Below are 26,194 nucleotides of genomic sequence, written 5' to 3'. Positions count from 1 at the left end.
CCCAATGCCATTGAGACACGACCTCAAATCCGTCCTCGTCATCGGCTCCGGCCCCATCGTCATCGGCCAGGCCTGCGAATTCGACTACTCCGGCACCCAGGCCTGCCGCGTGCTGCGCTCCGAGGGCCTGCGCGTCATCCTCATCAATTCGAACCCGGCGACGATCATGACCGACCCGGACATCGCCGACGCCACCTACGTCGAACCGATCGATCCGGACGTCATCGAGACGATCATCGAGAAGGAACGCCCCGACGCGCTCCTGCCCACCCTGGGCGGACAGACCGCACTCAACGCGGCCATCGCCCTCCACGACGCCGGAGTGCTCGAGAAGTACGGCGTCGAACTCATCGGTGCCGACGTCGACGCCATCCAGCGCGGCGAGGACCGCCAGAAGTTCAAAGACATCGCCGAGGCCTGCGGCGCCGAAGTGGCCAGATCCGCCATCTGCCACACCCTCGACGAAGCCCTTGCCGCCGCCGAGGAGCTCAACTACCCGGTCGTCGTCCGCCCCTCGTTCACCATGGGCGGCCTCGGCTCGGGTATGGCCTATGACGAAGCCGATCTGCGCCGCATCGCCGGCGCCGGCCTGTCCGATTCCATCACCCACGAGGTGCTGCTCGAGGAATCGATCCTCGGGTGGAAGGAATACGAGCTCGAGCTCATGCGCGACAACAAGGACAACGTCGTCGTCGTGTGCTCGATCGAAAACGTCGACCCCGTCGGCGTGCACACCGGTGACTCGATCACAGTGGCCCCGGCCCTGACGCTGACCGACCGGGAATACCAGTCGATGCGCGATATCGGCATCGCCATCATCCGGGCCGTCGGCGTGGACACCGGCGGCTGCAACATCCAGTTCGCCGTCGACCCCAAGACCGGACGCATCATCACCATCGAGATGAACCCACGCGTCTCCCGGTCTTCGGCGCTGGCATCGAAGGCCACCGGCTTCCCGATCGCGAAGATGGCCGCGAAGCTCGCCGTCGGCTACTCGCTCGACGAGATCCCCAACGACATCACGAAGGTCACTCCGGCCAGCTTCGAACCGACCCTGGACTATGTGGTCGTGAAGATCCCGCGCTTCACCTTCGAGAAGTTCCCGGCCGCGGATCCGACCCTGACGACGACGATGAAATCCGTCGGCGAGGTCATGGCCCTGGGGCGCAACTTCACCACCGCGCTGCAGAAGGCGATGCGTTCACTCGAGCAGAAGGACTCCGCGTTCAGCTGGACCGACCTGCCCGACGTCTCCGACGACGACGTCCGCGAATCCGTCCTCGAAGCGATCTCGCACGCCACTGCCGACCGCATCCACTCGGTCCAGCGCGGACTCGCCGCCGGCCTGAGCGCCGAAGAGGTCTTCGACGCCTGCGAGATCGATCCCTGGTACCTCGACCAGATCCAGCTCATCAACGAGGTGGCCGCCTATGTCCGCGACGCCGACGAACTCGACGAGCAGGTCCTGCGGGTCGCGAAGAACCACGGTTTCTCCGACGAGCAGATCGCGGGACTGCGCAGCCTCGACACGAGCGTCGTCACCGGCATCCGCCATGCACTGCGCGTGCGCCCGGTGTTCAAGACGGTCGACACCTGCGCCGGAGAATTCGAAGCGAAGACTCCCTACCACTACTCGAGCTACGACTCCGAGACCGAGGTCATGCCGCGCGAACGCCCGGCAGTGATCATCCTCGGCTCGGGACCGAACCGCATCGGCCAGGGCATCGAGTTCGACTACTCGTGCGTGCACGCGACCATGGCGATCGGGTCGGCCGACTACGAGACGATCATGGTCAACTGCAACCCGGAGACCGTGTCGACGGACTACGACACCGCCGATCGCCTGTACTTCGAACCCCTGACGTTCGAAGACGTCATGGAGGTCTACCACGCCGAACTCGCCGCCGGCGAGGTCCTCGGCGTCGTGTGCACTCTCGGTGGACAGACCCCGCTGGGCCTGGCCGACAAGCTCAAGGCCGCGGGTGTGCCGGTGCTCGGCACCCAGCCCGAAGCCATCGATCTGGCCGAGGACCGCGGAGAGTTCGGAGCCGTGCTGGAGAGGGCCGGTCTCACTGCCCCCAAGCACGGCACCGCAGTGACCGCAGCGGAAGCCGCAGCGATCGCGGAGAACATCGGCTACCCGGTGCTCGTGCGGCCCTCCTATGTCCTCGGCGGACGCGGAATGCAGATCGTCTACGATCGCACCCAGCTGCTCGACTATATGGCCAGCGCCACGGAGATCTCGACCGACCGTCCGGTCCTCGTCGACCGGTTCCTCGAAGACGCCATCGAGATCGACGTCGACGCCCTCTACGACGGCAACGAGGTCTACATCGGCGGAATCATGGAGCACATCGAGGAGGCCGGAATCCACTCCGGTGACTCCGCCTGCGTACTGCCCTCGCTGACTCTGGGTGAGGACGTGCTCGAGCGCGTCCGCCAGGGCACGAAGGCCATCGCCGAAGGTGTGGGCGTACGCGGACTGCTCAACATCCAGTTCGCCATCGCCGCGGATGTCCTCCACGTCATCGAAGCCAACCCGCGGGCTTCGCGGACCGTGCCCTTCGTCTCGAAGGCGACCTCGACCCAGCTGGCCAAGGCCGCGGCGCTCATCGCCGTGGGCCGCACGATCGAGGATCTGCGCGGAGATCTGCTGGCAGCGGCCGGCGACGGCTCGACCCTGCCGCTCGACCATCCGATCGCCGTCAAGGAGGCAGTCCTGCCGTTCCGACGGTTCACCACCGTCGAAGGCAAGATCGTCGACTCGATCCTCGGTCCCGAGATGCGCTCGACCGGTGAGGTCATGGGCATCGACCACAACTTCCCGACCGCCTTCGCGAAGGGACTGCTCGGGGCATCTGTGAAGCTGCCGACCTCGGGCACCGTGTTCGTGTCGGTGGCCGATCGGGACAAGCGCGCCATGGTGCTGCCGGTCAAGGAGCTCGTCGACATGGGCTTCGACGTCGTCGCGACCACCGGCACCGCGGCCGTGCTCTCCCGCTACGGAATCAAGACCACACAGGTGCACAAGCACTTCGAGGCCGATGCCGAAGACCGCACGGTCATCGACTACCTCACCGCGGGCACCATCGACATGGTCATCAACGTGCCGTCGGGTCGGCAGGAACGCGCCGACGGCTATGAGATCCGAGCCGCGGCGACCGCGAACTCCGTGCCGCTGATCACGACGCTGGCCGAATTCGCCGCCGCCGTGACCTCTCTCGAGGTCATCCGCGACTCGAAGTTCGACGTGCGCAGCCTGCAGGATTGGAACGCCTGATGTTCGGCACCCGACTGGCAGCCGCCATGGACGAGCGCGGGCCGCTGTGTGTGGGCATCGACCCGCACGAGCATCTTCTCGCCTCCTGGGGGCTGCCCGCCAGCGCCGCAGGCGTACGGGAGTTCGCCCTCCGCACGGTCTCCGAGCTCAAGGGCTCGGTGGCCGCCGTCAAACCGCAGTCTGCGTTCTTCGAACAGTACGGCTCCGCCGGAGTCGCTGCTCTCGAAGAGACACTGGCCGCGGCCCGGGATGCCGGACTGCTCACCGTCCTCGACATCAAACGCGGTGATATCGGGTCGACCATGGGTGCCTACGCGAAGGCCTACCTCGACCCCGCCTCGGCGCTGGCCGCGGACTCGATCACGGTCTCGCCGTACCTCGGATTCGGCGCCCTGGAGCCGGCCTTCGAACTCGCTGCCGCTCACGGCAAGGGCGTGTTCGTCCTGGCACTGACCTCGAACCCGGAAGGGGCAGAAGTCCAGCATGCCGTGAGAGACAGCGAATCGGTGGCCGGATCGATCGTGTCCCGAGTCCGGCAGCGCAATGCTCAGGCACTGGGGACACCCGACGAGCTCGGTCCCTTCGGACTCGTCGTCGGCGCGACCATCGGCACCGCAGCGCGCGATCTGGGTTTCGATCCCAGTGACTGCGGGGGACCGATCCTCGCTCCGGGCGTCGGTGCACAGGGTGCGGGCCTGACCGAGCTGCGGGCGGTCTTCGGCGACCGGGCGCTGGAATCGGGACAGGTGCTCGCCACCGCCTCCCGGGCGGTGCTCGGTGCCGGACCCGACGGTCTGGCCGAAACCGCCGCCGCGCTCAATCGTGCGCTGACGGTCACCGGCTGAACACCGGTGTTCGGATCGCGGGGGCGGTCCGAACACCGGATTCCGTGTTCCGTCGCAGGGCGGATTCCGGCTCGCCACACCACAAATTTCTGCTCATATCGCCTCTCGGCAGGGATTTTGTCTTAGACTGAGACAACTTCCCTACCTGCCCGTTCATGGTGACAGAGGAGACAAAGTGGCACTCGAACCGTTGACCCCGCAACAGCGTTCCGCTGCGTTGGACAAAGCGTTCAAGGCACGTCAGGCACGAGCCGAAGTGAAGTCGGCGCTGAAGACCGGCGATACCGATCTCGCGGCCGTGCTCAAGAAGGCAGCAGACGACGAAGCACTGGCGAAGATGCGTGTGCTCGATCTGCTCAGAGCTCTGCCCGGAGTCGGCGACCGGCGCGCCGAAGCCGCCATGGAAGAGGTCGGCATCGCCACCTCCCGTCGGATCAAAGGTCTGGGCGTCCACCAGAAGTCCGCCCTGTTGGAGAAATATTCCTGAGTGTGACAACCTCAGATCTGTGAATAATCGACTCACCGTCCTCGCGGGTCCGACCGCCGTCGGAAAAGGCACCATCAGCACCTATATTCGGCAGAACCACCCCGAGGTCTGGTTCTCCGTGTCGGCCACGACCCGACCCAGGCGCCCCGGTGAGATCGATGGTGTCCATTATCACTTCCTCACCGACGACGCCTTCGACACCCTCATCGCCGAGGATCGCCTGCTCGAATACGCCGTCGTCCACGGACGACACCGCTACGGCACGCCTTCGGCCCCGGTGGAGGAGAGGCTCGAACAGGGGATTCCCGCGCTGCTGGAGATCGATCTGCAGGGAGCCCGCCAGGTCAAAGAGAAGATGCCCGGTGCCCGCTTCGTCTTCCTCGCCCCGCCCAGCTGGGACGAACTCGTCTCCCGACTGACCGGTCGAGGCACCGAAACGGTGGAGGAGCAGGAGCGACGACTGGCCACCGCGAAACGCGAATTGGCCGCCGAATCGGAGTTCGACGTGACCATTGTGAACGACCACGTTCGCACTGCGGCCGAAGAACTCCTATCATTGATGGGTATATCCACTTCCGATTAGATGGGAATCTCCTTGCCCGCACAGCCTGAAGGCATCACCAACCCTCCGATCGACGATCTGCTCAACGTCACCGGTTCGAAGTACGAACTGGTCTCGATCGCGGCAAAGCGCGCCCGTCAGATCAACTCGTACTACGCCCAGCTGCAGGAGGGACTGCTCGAGAACGTCGGTCCGCTCGTCACGCCGGGCACCAACGAGAAGCCTCTGTCGATCGCTCTGCGTGAGGTCAACGAGTCGAAGATCGTCGCCCGCGAGGTCTCCGAAGCCGACTTCATCCAGGCCGCACCCGAGGCCGAAGCCACCGCTCCTGTGAGCAACGACGGCGCGATCGACTTCAGCGACCAGTGAGAATCGTACTCGGCGTCGCCGGTGGGATCGCCGCCTACAAAGCGGCACACATCATCCGGCGACTCCGGGAGCTCGACCACAGCGTCAAGGTCGTTCCAACGGCCAACGCACTGAAATTCATCGGTGCCCCCACTCTCGAGGCACTGTCCGGTAAGACCGTGACCACCGATGTCTTCGACGAGATCGACACCGTCAATCACGTCCGCATCGGACAGGAAGCCGAACTCGTCATCATCGCCCCGGCGACCGCCGATCTGATCGCGAAGATCGCCGCCGGACGAGCCGATGATCTGCTCACCGCCTCCGTGCTCACCACGACCGCCGAGGTGGTCGTGGCCCCGGCCATGCACACGGAGATGTGGCTCAACCCCGCCACGGTCGCCAACATCGCGACCCTGCGCTCCCGCGGCGTCCATGTCCTCGACCCTGCTGTCGGACGTCTCACCGGCCCCGATTCCGGTCCCGGACGACTGCCCGAACCCGAAGAGATCGTCGACTTCGCGCTCTCGGTCAAGGACGGCACCGCCGGCGACCAGGCAGACTCACCCACCGACCTCAGCGGTGCTCTGTCCGGTCGTCGCATCGTGATCAGTGCCGGGGGCACGCGGGAAGCACTCGACCCCGTGCGCTTCCTCGGCAATCGCTCCTCAGGCAAACAGGGCATCGCGCTGGCCAAGGCTGCCCATGCCGCGGGCGCATCAGTCGAACTCGTCGCCGCGAACATCGACACCGGTCTGCTGACGGGACTGCCTGCGGGCATCACGATCACTCCGGTCGAATCCACTCTGGAGCTGCAGTCGGCGATGCATTCGGCCCAGGTGTGGGCTGATGCCATCATCATGGCCGCTGCCGTCGCCGATTACCGACCTGCCGAGACCACGGACTCGAAGATGAAGAAGTCCGGAGACGACGGACTGACTCTGCGTCTCGTGCAGAACCCGGACATCCTCCGCGGACTCGTCGACGAGCGCAGCCGTCAGACCAGCCTCCGCCATCAGATCATCGTCGGATTCGCCGCCGAGACCGGTGACGCCGCCACCGCAGCCCTCGACTACGCTCGAGCCAAGTTCCAACGCAAGGGCGTCGACCTGCTCGTCTTCAACGACGTCTCCGACGACCGCGCCTTCGGCCACGATGACACCATGGTCCAGATCATCTCCTCCGACCGCGGCGAGATCGTCGTCGGTGAGGAATTCCACGGGTCGAAGGACCATGTTTCACAAAAGGTCATCGCGGCCGTCTCCGACCGAATCACCCACGTAGAATCGACAACGTGACACACACAAATCTTCGTTTCTTCTCATCCGAGTCCGTCACCGAGGGACATCCCGACAAGATCTGCGACCAGATCAGCGATGCGGTGCTCGACGACCTGCTCCGGCAGGACCCCAACGCCAAAGTGGCCGTGGAGACCATGGTCACCACCGGCCTCGTCCACGTCGCCGGTGAGGTGAATACGGCTGCCTACGCCGATGTCGCCGGAATCGTGCGCAGCCTCATCACGGGAATCGGCTACGACTCCTCGGACACCGGCTTCGACGGGCACTCCTGCGGAGTCTCCGTGTCCATCGGCAGCCAGTCCACGGACATCCACTCCGGTGTGACGAATCCGCTGGACTTCCGTGAGGCCGTCGAATCCTCCGACCAGGGCACCAGCCTCGGCGCCGGAGATCAGGGACTGATGTTCGGCTATGCCGACAACTCCACCGATGTGCTCATGCCGCTGCCCATCCACCTGGCCTCCCGGATGGCTGAGGAGCTCTCCGAGGTGCGCAAGTCCGGTCGGCTCGACTACCTGCGCCCCGATGGGAAGACCCAGCTGACGCTGGGCTATGACGGCGATGAGGCAGTGTCGATCGAGAACGTCGTCGTCTCCACCCAGCACTCGGCGGAGACCAGCCAGTCTCAGCTGCACACGGAGATCAAGGAACTCGTCATCGATCCGGTGATCGCCGACTCCGGTCTCGACACCTCGGGCGCGAACATCCACATCAACCCCGCCGGTCCCTTCGTGACGGGCGGGCCGATGGGCGATGCCGGTCTGACCGGACGGAAGATCATCGTCGACACCTACGGCGGGTTCTCCCGTCACGGCGGCGGTGCGTTCTCCGGCAAGGACCCTTCGAAGGTCGACCGTTCGGCGGCCTACGCTATGCGCTGGGTGGCGAAGAACGTCGTCGCCGCCGGTCTCGCCGACCGCGCCGAGGTGCAGGTGTCCTATGCGATCGGCCGAGTCGACCCGATGGGGCTCTACGTCGAGACCTTCGGGACGGAGAAGGCGGACCCGGCGGCCATCTCGGCTGCCATCCGCGAGGTCTTCGACCTCCGCCCTGCGATGATCATCCAGGAACTCGACCTGCTGCGCCCGATCTACTCGCAGACCTCGACCTACGGCCACTTCGGCCGTGAGCTGCCCGATTTCACCTGGGAGGTCACGGACCGCGCCGAGGATCTGCTGCGCGCCGTGTCCTCCAGCTAGTCTGCCGTCGGCGTGGACGAACCCCTCCCGATCGACACCGGCACCTCGGCCGAGGGCCAGGTGCCCCTGGCCCCGACCGAACCGGTCGCCCGAGTTCTCATCGACCATCCCGTCCCGCACCTGGCGCGGACCTTCGACTATGCGGTGCCGGAGAAGCTCGCCGAGGCTGCCCTGCCCGGTGTGCGGGTGCGGGTGAAGTTCGCCGGAAAGCTGCGCGACGGCTATCTGCTCGAACGCATCGATTCCTCGGACCACATCGGTCCGCTGGCGACGATCCAACGCATCAGCGGCCCCATTCAGGTGCTGAGTGCGGATCTGCTCGCCTTGAGCGAAGCTGTCGCCCGTCGCTACGGCGGCACCCTCGCCGATGTGCTGCGCCTGGCCATCCCACCGCGTCATGCCCGCGGCGAGAAAGCCGTGCTCAAGGCTGAGAAGGCGGGAGATCCGGCCGCACAGACCGACGCGGACGCCGCGGACCCAGCGACCGGACCGAACGACGGGCCGGCGGATGATCCGCAGCTGCTCGGCCGCCTCGGCGAATGGGTTCTTACGGTGGGGACGGAATCCACGGCCGACGATGCCTCGGAGTCGCCTCGGCGCAGAGCCCTGGCGTGCACACCCGGGCCGACGCCGGGCCTCAGCTGGATCCGTGCCGGACTCGATGCCGCACGGGCGAGTCTCGAAGCCGGCCGGTCCGTGCTCTGGCTTGTGCCCGATCATCGTGAACTCGCCGTGCTCCATTCGACTCTCACTCACGCTGGGATCGCGGAGGTCTCGGTGCTCAGCGCCGACCAGTTACCGGAGCTGCGGTGGCAGGCCTGGCTGCGCGGACTGCTCGGACACACGCGGATCACGATCGGCACGCGTGCGGCAGCCTTCGCCCCCGTCGCGGACCTCGGGCTCATCATCTGCACCGATGACGCGAACCTCAACTATCTCGATCAGCACGCCCCGTACCCGCACGCCCGAGAGGTCTGCCTGCTGCGGTCGACGATCGAGGACACCGAGCTGCTCTTCGTCTCCACCGACCGCAGCGCCGAAGTGCAGCGCCTCGTCGAGATCGGCTGGCTGGCCGACGTCACACCGGTGGGACCCGCCAGGCGGCATGCCGCCCCCGTCGTCTTCGTCCCCGATGAGGACCGGGACCCCTTCGCCTGGCAGCGCATTCCGAGCCGCGCCTGGCAGATCATGCGAACGGCGCTGCGTCCGCGTCCCCGGGACGGCGGAGTGCCCGGTCCGGTGCTCGTTCAGGTGCCGCGCTCCGGCTACTATCCCGTCTTCGCCTGTGCCCGCTGCCAGGAAGTCGCCCGCTGCCCGCAATGTCAGGCGACGCTGACCACACAATCGGAAGTCGGTCCCTTCGCCTGCCGGTCCTGCGGCTTTCACTCGGAGACATTCAGCTGCCTGCGCTGCCGGTCGAACCGCGTGCGGTCGATCGTGCGCGGCCGGGCCCGCACCGTCGAAGAGCTCGCCCGGGCGCTGCCCGACATCGAGATCGTCGAATCCGGAGGCGACCACATCTCCACTGCCCTCGACGAGACCCCGCGACTCGTGGTCGCCACCACCGGAGCCGAACCCTATGTGCTCGGCGGTTATGCCGCGGCGATCCTCTTGGACTCGCTGTGGCCGGGGCCCTGGATGCGCTCGATCGACGAAAGTGTGGCACGCCGGCTGCGAGCCGCCTCACTCGTGCGCTCACGCGATGACGGGGGAGCCGTCTACCTCGGCGACGAAGACGAACTCATCCGGCAGACCCTGACCGCCTTCGACCCCACGACCTTCATGTCACGACAGCTGAGCGACCGGAAGGCACTCGGCTTCCCGCCCTACCGACGGATCCTCGAACTCACGGGAGCAGGCGCCGACATCGACGAGGTGCTCGAACAGATCGGCGAGGTCGAGGAACTCCTGCGCGAGGACGCCGAGGACGGACAGCGCAGCGTCAGCGCCTACCCGTTCTCCGCCGGAGACCGCGTCGGAACGAGAGCGGCCGAGATCATCGCCTCCCGGTCCGCCAAGAAGCAACGGCAGGTGCGCGTGCGCATCGACGATCCCCGGTCGCTGTGACGGCGCGGCGAACCAGTAGAATCCAAGTCGTGGATATCGTCTTCGCCGGCACCCCTGATGTCGCAGTTCCCGCCCTCGAGGCCTTTGCCGAATCGAGCCACCGCATCCGTGCGGTGCTCACCCGACCCGATGCGCCCGTCGGACGGAAGAGAGTCCTCACCCCGTCACCGGTGAAGACCCGCGCTCTCGAACTCGGACTGCCCGTCATCGAAGCCGGTCGTCTGCGCGGCGACGTCATCTCCCAGCTGCAGGCACTCGATGTCGACGCCGTCGCCGTCGTCGCCTTCGGCGCCATCGCCGGACCCGCCGCACTGGCCACCGCCCGACTCGGCTGGTTCAACCTCCATTTCTCACTGCTGCCGGCCTACCGCGGAGCCGCCCCCGTCCAACGCGCACTCATCGGCGGTGAGACCACGAGTGGGATCAGTGTGTTCCGCATCGACGAGGGCATGGACACCGGCCCCGTGCTGCGCCGACTCGAACTGCCGCTCGACCACGCGGACGTCGCCGAGGCACTTGAGGACTATGCACGCCGCGGGGCACCCGAACTCGTCGCCGCCTTCGACGATCTCGCCGCCGGCACCGCCGCCCCGACCCCGCAGACCGGCGAGTCCAGCCATGCGGAGAAGATCACCGTCACCGACGCCCACCTCGACCTGTCCGCTCCGGCCGCCCGGGTCATCGACAGGGCCCGCGGAACCAGTCCCGCACCGGGACCATGGGTGGAACTCGACGGAAAGAGGACGAAGCTCTTCGGACTCTCACCCGCATCCGAAGTGACAACCCCCGGGGCCGTCGGCGAATTGACCACCTGGCAGCAGCAACCGGTGCTGCGCTGCGGTGACGGCTGGGTCCGGGTCGAGCAGATCCAGCCCTTCGGCAAGGCCCGGATGGCCACGGCCGACTTCCTGCGAGGCCGCGGAGACGTGACCTTCGACCCCTATACCGAAGAGGATGCATAAAAGCCATGGCTGAGTCAGCAGGCAGAGACCGCCGAGGCGGCAGCCGCGGAAACGACGGCAATCACGGGCAGCGCCGAGGCGGCAGCCGAGACACCGACCGACGCGCCGGCCACGGCCGCGGACGCAGCGATCACGGACGTCAGGGTCGCGACCGCCCACGTCAGGACCGCGGAGCATCGCAAGGCGAACGAGCGGGTAAGAACCTGCCGCGGCGCATCGCCTGGGAAGTCCTCCTCGACGTGGCGACGAAAGACGCCTACGCGAACCTGCTGCTGCCGGCCAAACTCTCGCGCACCCATATGGGCGCTCAGGACGCTGCCTTCACCACCGAGCTCACCTACGGAACCCTGCGTCGGCAGAAGTTCTACGATGCGGTCATCGAAATCGCCTCGTCCCGAGCCGTCGACAAGATCGATCCCGAACCCCTGGCCGCAATGCGGCTCGGCGCCCACCAGCTGCTGTCGATGCGGGTGCCCAACCATGCTGCACTGTCCGAAACCGTGGCTGTGGTCAAACGATCGGCGGCGAAGACCGCCGGATTCGTCAATGCCGTGCTCCGCCGTATCTCGGAAGCCGAACCCACCGAGTGGCTCGACCGCGTCACCGCCGAGGCTGACGAGACCACCCGACTGGCGATCGAACACTCCCATCCCGAATGGGTCGTCCGGGCATTGAACCAGGCGCTCAAGGGACATGGCCGCGATGCCGCCGAGCTCGAAGCTCTCCTCGAAGCCGACAACGCACCCGCAAAGGTCGGAGTGACCGCCCTGCCCGGACTCATCGACCGCGCCGAACTGCCGGGTGAACCCACCCCGCTGTCACCGATCGGCGTCACCCTGGAGACCGCGGTTCCCCGGGACGTGGCAGCTGTGGCCGACGGACGTGCCCGCGTCCAGGACGAAGGATCCGCGCTTGTGGCCCTCGCTTTGGCCGATATCGACGCACCCATCGGAACCTGGGCCGACCTGTGCGCCGGACCCGGCGGCAAGGCCGCCGTCCTCGCAGCCAGAGCCGCCGGCGAATCGACGACATTGGAGGCCTTCGACTCCAGCGAGCACCGTGTCGACCTCGTCCGCGACTCCACCAAGGCGCTGACCAATGTCATCGCCGCCGTCCGCGACGGACGCGACGCCCGCGGACCCTACTCGAAGATCCTCGTCGACGTACCCTGCTCCGGACTCGGTGCCCTGCGCCGCCGCCCCGAAGCCCGCTACCGCAGACGGCCCGAAGACATCACGTCCCTGACCGGACTGCAGCGCGAACTGCTCGCCGCTGCCCTCGATGCCTGCGCGCCCGGGGGAGTGGTCGCCTACTCGACGTGCTCACCGCACTACGCCGAAACCGTGCTCATCGTCGACGAGGTTCTGCGCCTGCGAGCCAAGTCGGGAAGCGCGGACATCGAGGTCCTCGACACCCCGGCCGCGCTGTCGGCGATCACCGGCACCGAGGCGGAGTCGTTCGCGTCGGTGACCCGGGAAGGCGGGCGATACGCCCAGCTCTGGCCCCATGTCCACAACAGCGACGGAATGTTCCTGGCTCTCCTGCGAAAGGCGAAATGACCCATGTCGATCGACATCAACCCCTCCATCCTGTCCTCGGACTTCTCCGATCTGCGCGGTGAGCTTACGAAGATCAGCACCGCCGATATGGCCCATATCGACGTCATGGACAACCATTTCGTGCCGAACCTCACCTTCGGCCCGCCCGTCGTCGAACGCATCCAGGCGATCTCACCGATCCCGCTCGACGCCCACCTCATGATCGCCGACGCCGACCGCAACGCTCCCGTGTACGCGGAGATCGGCTGCGCCTCGGTGACCTTCCACGCCGAGGCGGCTGCCGCCCCCGTCCGTCTCGCCCGGGAACTGCGCCGTCTCGGGGCCAAGGCCAGCCTCGCCCTCAAACCGGCCACCCCGATCGAACCCTTCATCGACCTCCTCGGCGAATTCGACCAGATCCTCATCATGACCGTCGAACCCGGATTCGGCGGTCAGAAGTTCCTCGACGTGTGCCTGCCGAAGATCACGCGGACCCGCGAAGCGATCTCTGCTTCCGGACTCGAGATCAAGCTGCAGGTCGACGGGGGAGTCTCCGCGGCGACGATCGACCGTGTCGTCGGCGCCGGCGCCGACGTCCTCGTCGCCGGCTCCGCCGTCTACGGTGCCGACGATGTCGCAGCCGCCATCAGCGAACTGCGCACCCTCGCCGCCGCACACACCCACTGACCGAACCGGGCCGAACTATGCTTACGGCCCACACCTGAAGAGAGCCTGCGATGGACCTGTTCGACTGGTTGAACACCCCGGCATTCGAACTGCTGGGCAAGCCTGTGCCGTACTCCGACCTGTTCGGCAACATCTGTGCGCTGGCCACGGTCGTCCTGGCGCTGCGCCGGAACATCCTGTCCTGGCCGGTGCAGATCCTCGGCTCCATCCTCCTCTTCTCCGCCAGCCTCTCCGCCGGCCTCGGCGGCAACGCCTCTCGGCAGGTCGTCATCATCGTCGCCGCGGTCTGGGGATGGACGCAATGGAAGAAGTCCAAGGCCGCCGCCGGTGAAGTCCTCGTCCGCTGGGCGAGCTGGAAGGAACGGGCGATCCTGCTCGGAGCTCTCGTCATCGGCACCGGAGTCTTCGGCTGGGTCCTCGCCCTGGGCGGATGGTCCTGGAACCCCTACCCCGACGCCTATATCTTCATCGGTTCGATCGTGGCCATGTACGCCCAGGGCCGAGCCATCGTCGAATTCTGGTTCGTCTGGCTCGCCGTCGACCTCGTCGGCATCCCGCTGGCGATCTCCGGCGGACTCGTCTTCTCCGGAGCCGTGTACTTGTTCTTCCTCGTCATGGTCATCCTCGGACTCATCGACTGGTCGAAACGGTCACGCCAGACGATCTCTGCGCCTCACCGTCCGGCCACCGACATCGGCCGCGACCCCGAGGACTGAGGTCAGCCGCCGGCAGCACCAGTGAGACCCGGCCCGCCGCGTTCTAGAACATGAGACCCCGAATGCTGCGGCCGATGCAGATGCATTAGGCTGGAGAAGTGAAGACCTTTGAGACTCTCTACGCCGAACTCCAGCAGAAATCCCTCGATCGCCCCACCGGTTCGAAGACCGTGGCCGAACTCGACGCCGGAGTCCATGCGATCGGCAAGAAGGTCGTGGAAGAGGCCGCCGAAGTATGGATGGCCGCCGAATACGAAACCAAGGAAGAGCTCGCCGAGGAGATCTCGCAGCTGCTCTACCACGTACAGGTGATGATGATCGCCAAGGGACTGACCCTCGACGACGTCAACACCCACCTGTAAGACCCTCCCACGAACCTGACCGACCCGACGCCATCGAACTCCAAAGGGACCCCATGCTGCGTGTAGCCGTGCCCAACAAGGGCGCACTGTCCGAAGCCGCCTCCGACATGCTCAGCGAGGCCGGATACTCCACTCGACGCGGAACCAAGACCCTGGTCCATCAGGACGAGGTCAACGGAGTCGAATTCTTCTACCTGCGTCCCCGCGACATCGCCATCTACGTCGGCTCCGGAATCCTCGACGCCGGAATCACCGGCCGTGACCTGCTGCTGGAGTCACAGGCCGAAGCCGAAGAGGTGCTCGGACTCGGATTCGGTGCCTCGCGCTTCTTCTACGCCGGCACCGCCGGCTCGTTCACCTCGGCCGAGCAGCTGGCCGGTGCCCGCATCGCCACGAGCTTCCCGAACCTCGTGGATGCCGACCTGCAGCGACGCGGAATCGCGGCAGCCACGGTGCAGCTCGACGGGGCGATCGAGGTCTCCATCCAGCTCGGAGTCGCCGACGCCATCGCCGATGTCGTCGAGACCGGCTCCACGCTGCGCGCCGCGGGACTCGAAACCTTCGGCGAGCCGCTGCTCGAATCAGAAGGTGTGCTCATCCAGCGCGCCGGAGCCGAATCCCGCATCGGCGTGCTCAAACGCCGCCTCGAATCGGTCATGGTCGCCCGCCAGTATGTGCTCGTCGACTACAACATCGAACAGCGCCTGGTTCCCGAGGCGATCTCGCTGACCCCGGGGCTCGAATCCCCGACCGTGTCCCCGCTGCAGGAGACCGGGTGGGTCGCTGTGCGCGTCATGGTCGAAGCGAAGGAAGTCAACAACGTCATGGACCGGCTCTACGGAGTCGGGGCGCGTGCGATTCTGGTGACGAACATTGGCGCCTGCCGAATCTGATCTGGCCGTGTTCCGGCCCCGACAGGTGCGCGTCGTCAGCATCGTCGGTGCCGTTGCCGTGACCGCTGGGTTCGCGGTCCTGTCCGTGGCGCTGTTCGTCGTGGACTGGGAACCGTGGACAGTGCTCGACATGATATGGATGAACCTGCTGGGCATTCTCTTCGGAGCCGCCCTGCTGCGCATCTCCGATATCCAGGCCCGGCCCACCGAGGACGGTCTGGTGGTCAAGAACATGGTGCGCACCCGTCGGCTCGACTGGGGACAGATCCTCGGTGTGACGTTCTCACCCGAGGGCGATGATCCGTGGCCCCTGTTGGACCTCACGGACGGCACCACCTGCGCGGTGATGGCGATCCAGCACGCAGACGGTCGCCGCGCCCATGCGGAGGTCGCACGATTGCGCATGCTCATCAAGAGACGCACCCACTTCAAGGAGGATTAGGAATGGCGAACGAGACACCCGAGGCAGGCCCCCTGACCGGATACACCGTCGTCGATCTCTCTCGTGCCCTGGCCGGCCCTCATGCAGGAATGATGTTCGGCGATCTCGGCGCGCGGGTGATCAAGGTCGAGAACCCCGGCAAGGGCGATGATTCGCGGTCGTGGGGACCTCCCTTCGTCGGGCCTGCGGACAATCCTCAGGCCACCTACTTCTTCTCGTGCAACCGCAACAAGGAATCCATAGCCCTCGACCTCAAATCCGACACGGGCAAGGACACCCTGACCGGACTCATCGCACGCGCCGATGTTCTCATCGAGAACTTCCGCTCCGGTGTCCTCGACCGACTCGGCTTCTCCACCGCCCGCTGCATGGAGATCAACCCGCGCCTGGTCATCCTGTCCATCACCGGATTCGGCCACGACGGTCCGGAAGCCTCCCGCGCCGGCTATGACCAGATCGCCCAGGGCGAAGCCGGGCTGATGTCGCTGACCGGCTCGGGACCCGATGATATGCAGCGCGTGGGCGTGCCGATCGCTGACCTGCTGGCCGGAATCTACGGCTCATACGGCGTGCTGGCGGCCCTGCTCGAACGCGAACGCACCGGCAAGGGCAAGGTCGTGCGCACCTCGCTCATCGCGGGAATGGTCGGCGTCCACGCCTTCCAGGGCACCCGGGCCACGGTCGCCGGTCAGGAACCGCAGCCCGGCGGCAACCACCACCCTTCGCTGTCGCCCTACGGACTCTTCAACTGCCGCGACGGCGCCGTGCAGATCTCCGTGGGCAACGAGAACCTGTGGCAGAAGTTCTGCACTGCCTTCGACATCGATCCCGCCACCGAGGGCATGGCCGTCAACTCCGAGCGCGTGGACAACCGCGCCGCCGTCATCGAACTCATCGAAGACCGCTTCTCTGCCTACGACGCAGCCGATCTGCTGAACAGGCTCACCGAGGCGGGAATCCCGTCCGGCACGGTGCGCACCCTGCCCGAGGTCTACCAGTGGGAGCAGGCACTCAGCCAGGGACTCAAGGTCTCCGTCGACCACCCCGTGCTCGGCGACATCGACCTGCCCGGACCGCCGCTGCGCTTCTTCGACGCCGATTCCTCCGGTGAGGTCGAAACCACCCGCACCGCTCACGATGCCCCGCCGCTGCTCGACGAAGACGCGGAATCCATCGTGGCGTGGCTCGCCGACGGAAACTGAACGGAATCGCTATGACGCGTCTCAACGCTCTCGAGCTCGTCGACATCGTCCTCGACGAAGGATCCTATCTGTCCTGGGACACCACTCCCGTCCAGCCCGCCGGCGGGATCTCTGACGCCTACGCTGCTGAACTCGAAGCCGCGGCGCAGAAGTCCGGAGTCGACGAATCCATCATCACCGGCGAAGGCACCATCGCCGGCCGTCGCGTGGCCGTGATCGCCGGCGAATTCCGCTTCCTCGCCGGGTCGATCGGCGTGGCCGCGGCCGAACGCCTCGTCGATGCCATCGAACGTGCGACCCTCGAAGGGCTGCCCCTGCTGGCCGGTCCCGCCTCGGGCGGCACCCGCATGCAGGAGGGCACCATCGCCTTCCTGTCGATGGTGAAGATCACGAACGCCGTCATCGCCCATCGCAAGGCCGGACTGCCCTACCTCGTCTACCTGCGCCATCCCACCACCGGAGGAGTCTTCGCCTCCTGGGGATCGCTGGGGCACGTCACCGTGGCCGAACCCGGATCCCTCATCGGATTCCTGGGCCCTCGAGTATTCGAGGCCATCTACGGAGAGAAGTTTCCGGAGAACGTGCAGACCGGGGAGAACCTGCACAAGATGGGCATCGTCGACGCCGTCATCGGACCCGAACGCATCGCCGGTACGGTCTCCCGCGTCCTCGACGTGCTCATGGGCGCCAAGGAGGTTCCCAGCTCGGTGCCGGACCCGGACACGGCCCCGGACAGCGTCGACCCGAACTCCGATGCCTGGGCCGCGATCACCAGCTCGCGTCGCCCTGAACGTCCCGGGGTCCGTGATCTGCTGCGCACCGCAGCGAACACCGTGCTGCCGCTCAACGGCACCGGCGAAGGGGAGAAGGACCCCGGACTGCTGCTGGCCCTGGCGAAGTTCGGTTCCGCACCGTGCATCGTCCTCGGCCAGGACCGATTCCGGCAGGACTCCCGCGAACCGATGGGCCCGGCGGCCCTGCGTGAGGCCAGACGCGGAATGCGATTGGCCGCGGAGCTGCACCTGCCGCTCGTGACCGTCATCGACACCCCCGGCGCCGCTCTGTCGAAGGAAGCCGAAGAAGGCGGCATCGCCGGCGAGATCGCCCGCAGCCTCGCCGACCTCGCCAACCTCGACGCTCCGTCCGTCTCGCTCATCCTCGGTGAAGGATCCGGGGGCGGAGCACTGGCCCTCATCCCGACCGATCGGGTGCTCAGCGCCGAACACGGCTGGCTCTCGCCTCTGCCGCCCGAAGGCGCCTCGGCGATCGTGCACCGCACGACCGAGAGAGCCGCCGAGATGGCTCAGAGCCAGGGCGTGCACGCTCCCATGCTGCAGGCCAACGGAGTCGTCGACCGAATCATCGCCGAACATTCCGACGCCAGCGACGAACCGCTCGACTTCGTCGCCAGGGTCGGTGAGACACTCGAATACGAACTCATCTCGCTCATGCGCGAACCTTCGGCCAGGCGGCTGGCCCGCCGAATGGATCGCTACCGGGGCCTGGGAATCTAGGAGGACTGCGTGGTAGCTGTCAGAGTCATCCCCTGTCTGGACGTGGACGGCGGACGCGTCGTCAAGGGAGTGAAGTTCGCCGACCTCAGGGACGCCGGCGACCCCGTCGAGCTCGCCCGCCGCTACGGCGAGTCCGGAGCCGACGAACTCACTTTCCTCGACGTCACGGCCAGCAGCGGTGACCGGGAGACCGTCCACGACGTCGTCCGCGCCTGCGCCGAAGAGGTCTTCATCCCGCTCACCGTCGGCGGAGGGATCCGCAGCGTCGCCGACGTCGACCGGCTGCTGCGCGACGGAGCCGACAAGGTCTCGGTCAACACCTCGGCGGTGAAGAACCCGGAACTCATCAGCGAGATCTCCCGACACTTCGGCAACCAGGTCCTCGTCCTCTCCCTCGACGCACGGCGCGCACAGGGCGCGAGCACGGAATCCGGCTTCGAGGTCACCACTCGCGGCGGCCGCGAAGGCACCGGCCGCTGCGCCATCGACTGGATCCGGGAAGCCGCCGACCGCGGGGTCGGCGAGATCCTGCTCAACTCCATCGACGCCGATGGCACACGTGAGGGGTTCGACCTCGAACTCATCCGCGCCGCCCGCGCCGCCGTCGACGTACCGCTCATCGCCTCAGGCGGCGCCGGAAAGGTCGAACACTTCGCTCCGGCAGTGGAAGCCGGAGCCGACGCCCTGTTGGCTGCCAGCGTCTTCCACTTCGGCACCCTGAGCATCGCCGAGGTCAAGGACGCCCTGCGCGCGGAGGGAATCGACGTCCGATGAGCAGCGACATCGACGCGACTCCGGAGAACTGGCGGGAGATCATCCGAACGAACGACGACGGGCTCATCCCTGTCATCGTCCAAGAGGCCACGAGCGCAGAGGTGCTCATGCTCGCGTGGATGGACGTCGAAGCCGTCTCCCGCACACTGGAGACGAAGCGGGCCACCTACTGGTCCCGATCCCGGCAGGAATACTGGGTGAAAGGGGAGACCTCGGGTCATGTCCAGCACGTCCGCTCGCTCAGCCTCGACTGTGATGCCGACGCCCTGCTCATGCTCGTCGACCAGACCGGACCCGCCTGCCATACGAACACCCCGACCTGCTTCACCGGAAGGACCATCAGTGTCGACTGACCCAGCGGCGAACCCCACCGACCTGCCGATCCGACCCAGCCTCGACGAGTTCCGCGCCCTCGGCGCCGACCATCGCCTGGTGCCGGTCCACACCCAGGTGCTCGCGGACTCGGAGACCCCGCTGAGCCTCTACCGCAAACTCACCGACGGCGGACCGGGCAGCTTCCTCTTCGAATCCGCCGTCGCCGGATCCTGGGCCAGGTACTCCTTCATCGGCTCGGCGCCCGTGGCCACCCTCATCTCGACCGCAGACGGATTCCACTGGACCGGCACCCCTCCGGTCGGCGTCCCCACCGACGGCGACGTCCTCGACGCGGTCACCGCCACCCTCGACCTCCTCGCCGTGGCCGAAGCGGAATCGGAACTGCCGCCCATGGTCTCGAGCTTCGTCGGCTACTTCGGATGGGACATCGTCCGTCGCTTCGAGAGGCTCGGGCCGCCGCGGCCCAACGAACACCACCTGCCGACCGTGCAGCTGATGATCCCCGGCGACATCGCCGTCTTCGACCACTATTCGGGAATGGTCACCCTCGTGGCCAACGTATTCAACGTCAACGGCGCCGATACCGGCATCGACGACGCCCACGCCTCGGGAGTCGCCCGCATCGCCGCGATGTGCGAGCGTCTGCAGCAGCCCAGCCCGGCAGATGTCCTGCGCCCCCGGAAGGCCGACCCCGAGGTGTCCACCCGCACCCAGCCACAGGTGTACCTCGACGGTGTGGAGACGGCGAAGCAGAAGATCGTCGACGGTGAGATCTTCCAGGTCGTCATCGGCCAGCGTTTCGACACACCGTGCGAGGCCGATGCGCTGAGCGTGTACCGGATGCTGCGGCATGCGAACCCGAGCCCCTTCATGTACCTGCTCAACCTCCATGACGACGGAGGGGAACCGGTGAGCATCATCGGCTCCTCACCCGAAGCACTCGTGACCGTCCGGTCGGGAGAGGTGGTCACCCACCCGATCGCGGGTTCCCGCCCCCGCGGGACCACACCGGAAGCCGATGACTCCCTGGCCCGAGAGCTCCTGGCCGATGAGAAGGAACGAGCCGAGCACCTCATGCTCGTCGACCTCGCCCGCAACGACCTGGCGAAGGTCTGCGCGGCCGGAACCATCGACGTCAGCGAGTTCATGGACATCGTCCGCTACAGCCACATCATGCACATCAGCTCGACCGTGCGCGGCGAACTCGGACCCGGAACCACCGCCATCGATGTGCTGCGGGCGACGTTCCCCGCCGGCACGCTGTCGGGTGCGCCCAAACCCCGGGCGCTGCAGATCATCGACGAACTCGAACCCGTCGGACGCGGAATCTACGGGGGAGTGGTCGGCTATATGTCCTTCACCGGCGACCTCGACCTCGCCATCGCCATCCGCACCGGGGTGCTCCGGAACGGCACGATGAGCGTCTACGCCGGAGGCGGACTCGTCGCCGACTCCGTGCCCGAGACCGAGTACCAGGAATCCGAGAACAAGGCCGCAGCGGTGCTGCGTGCCGCCGCCGCAGCCGACGCATTGGATGCGGCGGAGGGAAGTCAGAGGTGAGGCCATGACGAAATCACGCGGAGTCCTCATCATCCTCGTCATCGCCGCTGCCCTGTGGGCGCTGACCATCTCCGCCTGGCAGGCCGGTGCCGGAGGCGACACGCTCGGACCCAGCGGAGTGGCGAAGGTCACCGAGGATCCGAGCTCCCAGACCTCACCCGTGGCCACCGCGTGTGTGGCGATCATCGCGGTCTCGGGACTGCTCGCCGCAATGCTCGGACGGATCGGCCGCTTCGTCGTCCTGGGACTGGCCGGCATCGCCGGAATCGGCTACGGGATCACTGCACTGAGCGCCGCCTCGGCGCCGGGAGCCACTTCCTGGGCGATCATCGCCGCAGTGGCCGCAGGCATCGGCGTCATCGGCATCGTCTGGGTCGCCGTCGCCTCGAACGGGTGGACGAACTCCAACCGCTACGCCCGCACCGCCGAATCCGCTTCCGGGGAATTCGATTCCGCCGCGACCTGGGACGCACTGTCCCGCGGAGAAGACGTCGAAGACGCACCCGACGACGAAACGTCGACCGACCCGGACACCGACCCGGATTCGAAATGACCTTGTGACCGGGTCGGTGTCCGGTCAGCCGAAGAAGCGTGACACAATGGAGGAAAGTTTCCACACGCGTGTCACGCACTCACACAAAGGAGCGCCATGTCGCAGTCCCTCGCCCGCAACGGAGCCGCAGATCTCGACAAATCCACGATCGACTACGCAGCGATCGCCGATCCCGGTCACGGCAACTCGGTGGCGGGATGGACCGGAGTCGTCATCATGCTCATCGGCGTCACGGTCGGCTGTGTGGGATTCACGATCCACAACCCCACGATCACCTACATCTCCATCGGCATCGTCGCCCTCGGCGTCGTCGTCGGCCTGATCCTGCGCGCCATCGGACTGGGCAACAAGCCGAAGAAGAAATGACAGTCCTCATCGACATCATCTCCGGCGTGCGGGAAGATCTGCAGGCACGCCGGAACGAGGTACCGCTGAGCGAGATCACCGCGCGGGCCGCTGCGGCCGAACCGGTCCGCCCCTTCGACCTGTCCGCCGACTTCGGCGTCATCGCCGAGGTCAAGCGGAAGTCACCCTCCCGCGGTGACCTCGCCGAGATCCCCGACCCGGGCACGCTCGCCGGTCTGTACGCCGCCGGGGGAGCCCGGGCCATCAGCGTGCTCACGGAATCCCGCCGCTTCAACGGCAGTCTCGCCGACCTCGACTCGGTGCGCGCGGCCGTGGACATCCCGGTCCTGCGCAAGGACTTCATGGTCGACGAATATCAGTTCCACGAGGCCCGCGCTCATGGCGCGGACATCGTTCTGCTCATCGTCGCAGCACTCGATCCCGTGCAGCTGGGCGAGTTCCATGCCCTGGCCACGGAACTGGGGATGACGGCGCTCGTCGAGACCCACAATCGCGAAGAGCTGGAGACCGCGACGGAACTCGGTGCCGAACTCATCGGCGTCAACACGCGCAACCTCAAGGATCTCAGCGTCGACACCGACCGGTTCGCGCCCCTGGCCGAACTCGCTCCCGCCGGCTGCACCCTCGTGGCCGAGTCCGGCGTCGCCGGAGCCGCCGAGGTGTCGAAGTACGCGGACTCCGGAGCCGATCTCGTGCTCGTCGGCGAAGCCCTCGTCACCGGCGGCCGTCCGCAGGCCGCAGTCGAGGAGTACACCGCACTCGGCCGGGAACGCCGCTCCCTGTCCGTATCCTGAACCCTGCCCGCGTCGGCCGCTCCACGTGGCCGACGATGGGCTGACACTGCACCCATTCCGGCGTCCGGTGAGGCGGAGTCTCTCCGCCCCACAGGCCGGCGCCACGAGGAGATCGAGAAGGACCGCAATGACCGATTTGAGCGAGGAGACCGGACCGTACTTCGGCGAGTTCGGAGGCAGGTTCATCCCCGAAGCGCTGATCCCGGCACTCGACGAGATCGAAGAGACCTGGCGCAAATCCCAGGTGGATCCGGCCTTCACCGACGAACTCCTCACTCTGCAGCGCAGCTACATCGGCCGGCCCTCTCTGCTCACCGAGGCCACTCGCTTCGCCGAGCACTGCGGCGGTGCTCGAGTGTTCCTCAAACGCGAAGACCTCAACCACACGGGCAGCCACAAGATCAACAACGCCCTGGCGCAGGCTCTGCTGGCCAAGCGGATGGGCAAGACCCGTCTCATCGCCGAGACCGGAGCCGGACAGCACGGAGTCGCCACGGCGACCGCCGCGGCCCTGCTCGACATGTCCTGCGTGGTCTACATGGGCGAGGAGGACACTCAGCGCCAGGCCCTCAATGTCGCACGCATGCGTCTGCTCGGAGCCACGGTCAACGCCGTGACCAACGGCACCCGCACTCTCAAGGACGCGATGAACGAAGCCATGCGCGACTGGGTGGCCAACGTCGATGACACCCACTATGTCATCGGCACGGTCGCCGGTCCTCACCCGTTCCCGGCGATGGTCCGCTCCTTCCAGAACGTCATCGGGGTCGAAGCCCGCGAACAGATCCAGGACATGGCCGGTCGCCTGCCCGACGCCGTCTGCGCCTGCGTCGGCGGCGGATCGAACGCGATGGGACTCTTCGCCGCCTTCCTCGGCGATGCGGACGTGAAGATCTTCGGCTTCGAAGCCGGCGGCGAAGGAGTCGACTCCGGCCATCACGCCGCCCGGTTCTCCGGCGGACGCCCCGGTGTCCTCCACGGCTCCGCCACCTACATCCTCCAGGATGACGACGGTCAGACGCAGGCCTCCCACTCGGTCTCCGCCGGACTCGACTACCCATCGGTCGGCCCCGAGCACTCCCACCTCCACGACACCGGGCGCGTGACGTACGAACCCGTCGTCGATGAGGAGGCGATGGAGGCCATGCGACTGCTCTCCCGCACGGAGGGCATCATCCCCGCCATCGAATCCGCTCACGCCCTGGCCGGAGCCATGCGCATCGGCCGTGAGCTCGGACCCGACGCGGTCCTGCTGGTCAATCTCTCCGGCCGTGGCGACAAGGATATGACGACCGCCGCGAAATGGTTCGACTACATCGACGAAGGAGCGGTGCAGGTATGACGCACTCAGGTCCACGCACAGGAACCACCCTCGACGCCGTCGCCGAGGCTGGCCGCAAGGCCGCACTCATCGCTTACCTGCCCGTCGGCTTCCCGACCGTGGCCGGTTCGACAGAGGCGATGGTCGAACTCGTCCGCAACGGCGTCGACATCATCGAGGTCGGTCTGCCGTACTCCGACCCCGGAATGGACGGACCCGTCATCCAGCGCGCCGGTGAGGCGGCACTGGACAACGGTGTGCGCACCTCCGATGTCTTCACCGCAGTCGAAGCCATCGCCGAAGCCGGCGGCACCGCCGTCGTCATGAGCTACTGGAACCTCGTGCTCCAGTACGGCGTCGACAGCTTCGCCCGCGACCTGGCCTCGGCCGGAGGCGGCGGAATCGTCACTCCCGACCTCATCCCCGATGAGGCGGCACCGTGGCTGGCAGCTTCCGAGAAGTACCACCTCGACCGCATCTTCCTCGCCGCACCCTCGTCGACGCCGGAGCGCCTGGCCCGCATCGTCGAGCACAGCTCCGGATTCGTCTACGCCGCCTCGACCATGGGTGTCACCGGCGTCCGCTCCGAAGTCGACAACCATGCGCGCGATCTCGTCGCCCGGCTGAAGGAAGCCGGAGCCGAACGCGCCTGCGTCGGGCTCGGCGTGTCGAACCGCGAACAGGCGGCCGAGGTCGCCGAATATGCCGATGGCGTCATCGTCGGCTCCGCCCTCGTTCGGGCGCTGAACTCCGAAGGAGTGGCCGGAGTCGGTCGACTCGCCGCCGAGCTCGCAGAAGGGTGTGCATGAGCTTCAGCCCGGCATGGGTCGTCTTCACCGTCCTCGGCATCGGACTCGCGCTGTGGATGACAGGCATCCAATGGCGCGCCCGCGGCGGCCATAAGGGAGACCTGTGGGCCATCACGGTCGTCGGTCTGCCTGCGGCGATCATCGGCGGACGTCTCGGACATCTGCTCTCGGCACCGGACACCTACTTCGGCCCCGACGGCAGCCCGCTGCGGGCGCTGGCGGTCTGGGACGGCGGATTCAGCTTCTGGGGAGCCACCATCCTCGGCTTCCTCTCCGTCTGGGTGCTCACTCGCATCCAAGGCATCAGGTTCCGACCGCTGCTCGACTCGGTCGCACCGGGGCTCATCCTCGGCCACGTCGCCGGAGCCTTCAGCGATTGGTTCGACGGTCGCCTCGAACTGGTCACGGTGCTCACCGAATCGGCGTGGAACCTCATCGCCTGTGTTGTGCTCATCATCGTGTCCAAACGCCTCCGGCTCGGCTACGGACAGGTCTTCGCCCTGTATCTGTGCCTGTTCGGCCTCGGCCGCATTCTGCTCGAGGCCCTGCGGATCGGCACCCCCGCGGCCGAGGACGCGCGCCTGCTGTTCGGACTGCCGTTCAACGTGTGGACGGCCATCCTCGCCCTGCTCATCGGCCTCGGCTGGCTCATCGTCTCCCGACTGCGTCACCGCACCTATGAGACCGGTGTCTACATGCACGGGTCCCGGACCCTGCTGCGCCGCCATCGCCGCGGAAAGCACACCTTTGAGATCAATGCACCCAATATCGCCGAGGCGGCCGCCGCCTCCGGAGCCCCGTTGCCTTCGGTAGCGCGGGTGGCCGATCCGGACGATCAGCACGGTCACGACGGAGGCGGGGCACCGACATCACGGCGCTCGACCGTGAGAGCGTCCCCCGCCTCGGCTTCCGACTTGACTGCCGATGCTTCTGCGAGCCGTGCAGACGTCGACGATGCGGCGTCTGCGACAGGGGACAGCACCACGACTGGCGCCGACCCGGACGACTCGGAGCCCGAGGACGAATCCGGAATCGATCTCAGCGGTCGCCACAGCTTCGGATTCTTCGGGGCGGTCACCTCGGCGATCTCGATCGTGCCGGATGTGCGCGGGAAGTCAGCCCCCGCAGCGCACGACGCAGACCCTCGAACGTCCGATACTCAAGACAAATAGGTTCGCACTTCGTTCCTTTTTCTGCTTTTTCTCAAATTGCACATGGTGTAAGTTGATACTCCGGCTGTGAGAGTCATCTCACAGCCGGGTCCGGGGACACCCTT

26 protein-coding genes are annotated in these 26,194 nt (G+C 66.7%); all 26 read left to right on the top strand.

Annotated features, from left to right (window positions below):
* Positions 1–4: 4 nt before the first annotated feature.
* On the top strand, positions 5–3,280 hold the full coding sequence (gene carB / locus ACVZTU_RS10125; RefSeq protein WP_446657473.1) for a carbamoyl-phosphate synthase large subunit: 3,276 nt from the start codon (positions 5–7) through the stop codon (positions 3,278–3,280).
* Positions 3,280–4,125 carry an orotidine-5'-phosphate decarboxylase gene (pyrF, locus tag ACVZTU_RS10120; protein WP_482401749.1) on the top strand — a complete coding sequence of 282 codons (846 nt, stop codon included), beginning with the start codon at positions 3,280–3,282 and terminating at the stop codon, positions 4,123–4,125. Before carB ends, pyrF begins: the two co-directional genes overlap by 1 nt.
* A gap of 175 nt (positions 4,126–4,300) precedes the next feature.
* Positions 4,301–4,612 (top strand): integration host factor, actinobacterial type, encoded by a 312-nt coding sequence (gene mihF / locus ACVZTU_RS10115; protein WP_025777825.1) that lies wholly within the window; start codon positions 4,301–4,303, stop codon positions 4,610–4,612.
* A 19-nt stretch (positions 4,613–4,631) separates the two neighbouring features.
* Positions 4,632–5,195: a guanylate kinase gene (gene gmk, locus ACVZTU_RS10110; protein ID WP_482400332.1), complete on the top strand. Its 564-nt coding sequence runs from the start codon at positions 4,632–4,634 to the stop codon at positions 5,193–5,195.
* Entirely contained in the window at positions 5,196–5,543 is a 348-nt protein-coding gene (rpoZ, locus tag ACVZTU_RS10105; RefSeq protein ID WP_025777823.1) for a DNA-directed RNA polymerase subunit omega, read from the top strand.
* Positions 5,540–6,820, top strand: a complete 1,281-nt coding sequence (gene coaBC, locus ACVZTU_RS10100) for a bifunctional phosphopantothenoylcysteine decarboxylase/phosphopantothenate--cysteine ligase CoaBC (RefSeq protein ID WP_482400331.1) — start codon at positions 5,540–5,542, stop codon at positions 6,818–6,820. Before rpoZ ends, coaBC begins: the two co-directional genes overlap by 4 nt.
* Positions 6,817–8,022: a methionine adenosyltransferase gene (gene metK, locus ACVZTU_RS10095; RefSeq protein WP_482400330.1), complete on the top strand. Its 1,206-nt coding sequence runs from the start codon at positions 6,817–6,819 to the stop codon at positions 8,020–8,022. Before coaBC ends, metK begins: the two co-directional genes overlap by 4 nt.
* Before the next feature lie 12 nt (positions 8,023–8,034).
* Positions 8,035–10,089 carry a primosomal protein N' family DNA-binding protein gene (locus tag ACVZTU_RS10090; protein ID WP_482400329.1) on the top strand — a complete coding sequence of 685 codons (2,055 nt, stop codon included), beginning with the start codon at positions 8,035–8,037 and terminating at the stop codon, positions 10,087–10,089.
* A gap of 29 nt (positions 10,090–10,118) precedes the next feature.
* Entirely contained in the window at positions 10,119–11,051 is a 933-nt protein-coding gene (locus ACVZTU_RS10085; protein WP_482400328.1) for a methionyl-tRNA formyltransferase, read from the top strand.
* Between the two features lie 5 nt (positions 11,052–11,056).
* Complete coding sequence (locus ACVZTU_RS10080; protein ID WP_482400327.1) at positions 11,057–12,610, top strand: RsmB/NOP family class I SAM-dependent RNA methyltransferase; 1,554 nt, start codon at positions 11,057–11,059, stop codon at positions 12,608–12,610.
* Between the two features lie 3 nt (positions 12,611–12,613).
* The gene (rpe, locus tag ACVZTU_RS10075; protein ID WP_482400326.1) at positions 12,614–13,276 is read left to right on the top strand and encodes a ribulose-phosphate 3-epimerase; all 663 of its coding nucleotides are present in this window, start codon (positions 12,614–12,616) and stop codon (positions 13,274–13,276) included.
* Between the two features lie 50 nt (positions 13,277–13,326).
* Complete coding sequence (locus ACVZTU_RS10070) at positions 13,327–13,992, top strand: nicotinamide mononucleotide transporter family protein (RefSeq protein WP_139908102.1); 666 nt, start codon at positions 13,327–13,329, stop codon at positions 13,990–13,992.
* Between the two features lie 98 nt (positions 13,993–14,090).
* Positions 14,091–14,354 (top strand): phosphoribosyl-ATP diphosphatase, encoded by a 264-nt coding sequence (locus ACVZTU_RS10065; RefSeq protein WP_101544371.1) that lies wholly within the window; start codon positions 14,091–14,093, stop codon positions 14,352–14,354.
* A gap of 53 nt (positions 14,355–14,407) precedes the next feature.
* Entirely contained in the window at positions 14,408–15,247 is an 840-nt protein-coding gene (gene hisG, locus ACVZTU_RS10060; RefSeq protein ID WP_139467322.1) for an ATP phosphoribosyltransferase, read from the top strand.
* 7 nt (positions 15,248–15,254) lie between these two features.
* Entirely contained in the window at positions 15,255–15,689 is a 435-nt protein-coding gene (locus tag ACVZTU_RS10055; RefSeq protein ID WP_229663936.1) for a PH domain-containing protein, read from the top strand.
* 2 nt (positions 15,690–15,691) lie between these two features.
* Complete coding sequence (locus ACVZTU_RS10050; RefSeq protein ID WP_172169680.1) at positions 15,692–16,891, top strand: CaiB/BaiF CoA transferase family protein; 1,200 nt, start codon at positions 15,692–15,694, stop codon at positions 16,889–16,891.
* 11 nt (positions 16,892–16,902) lie between these two features.
* On the top strand, positions 16,903–18,405 hold the full coding sequence (locus ACVZTU_RS10045) for a carboxyl transferase domain-containing protein (protein ID WP_139467319.1): 1,503 nt from the start codon (positions 16,903–16,905) through the stop codon (positions 18,403–18,405).
* A gap of 9 nt (positions 18,406–18,414) precedes the next feature.
* Positions 18,415–19,179, top strand: a complete 765-nt coding sequence (hisF, locus tag ACVZTU_RS10040; RefSeq protein ID WP_139467318.1) for an imidazole glycerol phosphate synthase subunit HisF — start codon at positions 18,415–18,417, stop codon at positions 19,177–19,179.
* Positions 19,176–19,532 carry a phosphoribosyl-AMP cyclohydrolase gene (hisI, locus tag ACVZTU_RS10035; protein ID WP_139467317.1) on the top strand — a complete coding sequence of 119 codons (357 nt, stop codon included), beginning with the start codon at positions 19,176–19,178 and terminating at the stop codon, positions 19,530–19,532. The genes hisF and hisI overlap by 4 nt, the downstream gene beginning before the upstream one ends.
* Positions 19,435–21,075: an anthranilate synthase component I gene (gene trpE / locus ACVZTU_RS10030; protein ID WP_482400325.1), complete on the top strand. Its 1,641-nt coding sequence runs from the start codon at positions 19,435–19,437 to the stop codon at positions 21,073–21,075. Before hisI ends, trpE begins: the two co-directional genes overlap by 98 nt.
* Positions 21,076–21,079: 4 nt before the next feature.
* Positions 21,080–21,628 carry a Trp biosynthesis-associated membrane protein gene (locus ACVZTU_RS10025; RefSeq protein ID WP_139467315.1) on the top strand — a complete coding sequence of 183 codons (549 nt, stop codon included), beginning with the start codon at positions 21,080–21,082 and terminating at the stop codon, positions 21,626–21,628.
* Between the two features lie 96 nt (positions 21,629–21,724).
* Positions 21,725–21,994: an HGxxPAAW family protein gene (locus ACVZTU_RS10020; RefSeq protein WP_139467314.1), complete on the top strand. Its 270-nt coding sequence runs from the start codon at positions 21,725–21,727 to the stop codon at positions 21,992–21,994.
* A complete protein-coding gene (gene trpC / locus ACVZTU_RS10015; protein ID WP_172169674.1) occupies positions 21,991–22,788 on the top strand; it encodes an indole-3-glycerol phosphate synthase TrpC in 798 nt (265 codons plus the stop codon). Before ACVZTU_RS10020 ends, trpC begins: the two co-directional genes overlap by 4 nt.
* Positions 22,789–22,915: 127 nt before the next feature.
* Positions 22,916–24,130, top strand: coding sequence for a tryptophan synthase subunit beta (gene trpB / locus ACVZTU_RS10010; protein WP_172169672.1), 1,215 nt, complete (start codon positions 22,916–22,918; stop codon positions 24,128–24,130).
* Complete coding sequence (gene trpA / locus ACVZTU_RS10005; RefSeq protein WP_172169670.1) at positions 24,127–24,918, top strand: tryptophan synthase subunit alpha; 792 nt, start codon at positions 24,127–24,129, stop codon at positions 24,916–24,918. The genes trpB and trpA overlap by 4 nt, the downstream gene beginning before the upstream one ends.
* Complete coding sequence (locus ACVZTU_RS10000; protein ID WP_172169668.1) at positions 24,915–26,090, top strand: prolipoprotein diacylglyceryl transferase; 1,176 nt, start codon at positions 24,915–24,917, stop codon at positions 26,088–26,090. The genes trpA and ACVZTU_RS10000 overlap by 4 nt, the downstream gene beginning before the upstream one ends.
* Positions 26,091–26,194 lie beyond the last annotated feature (104 nt).

It is taken from the genome of Brevibacterium sp. OS20 (genome assembly GCF_056837565.1).
Note: the sequence above shows the minus strand (reverse complement) of the source record. Positions and strands in the feature narration are given on the sequence as shown.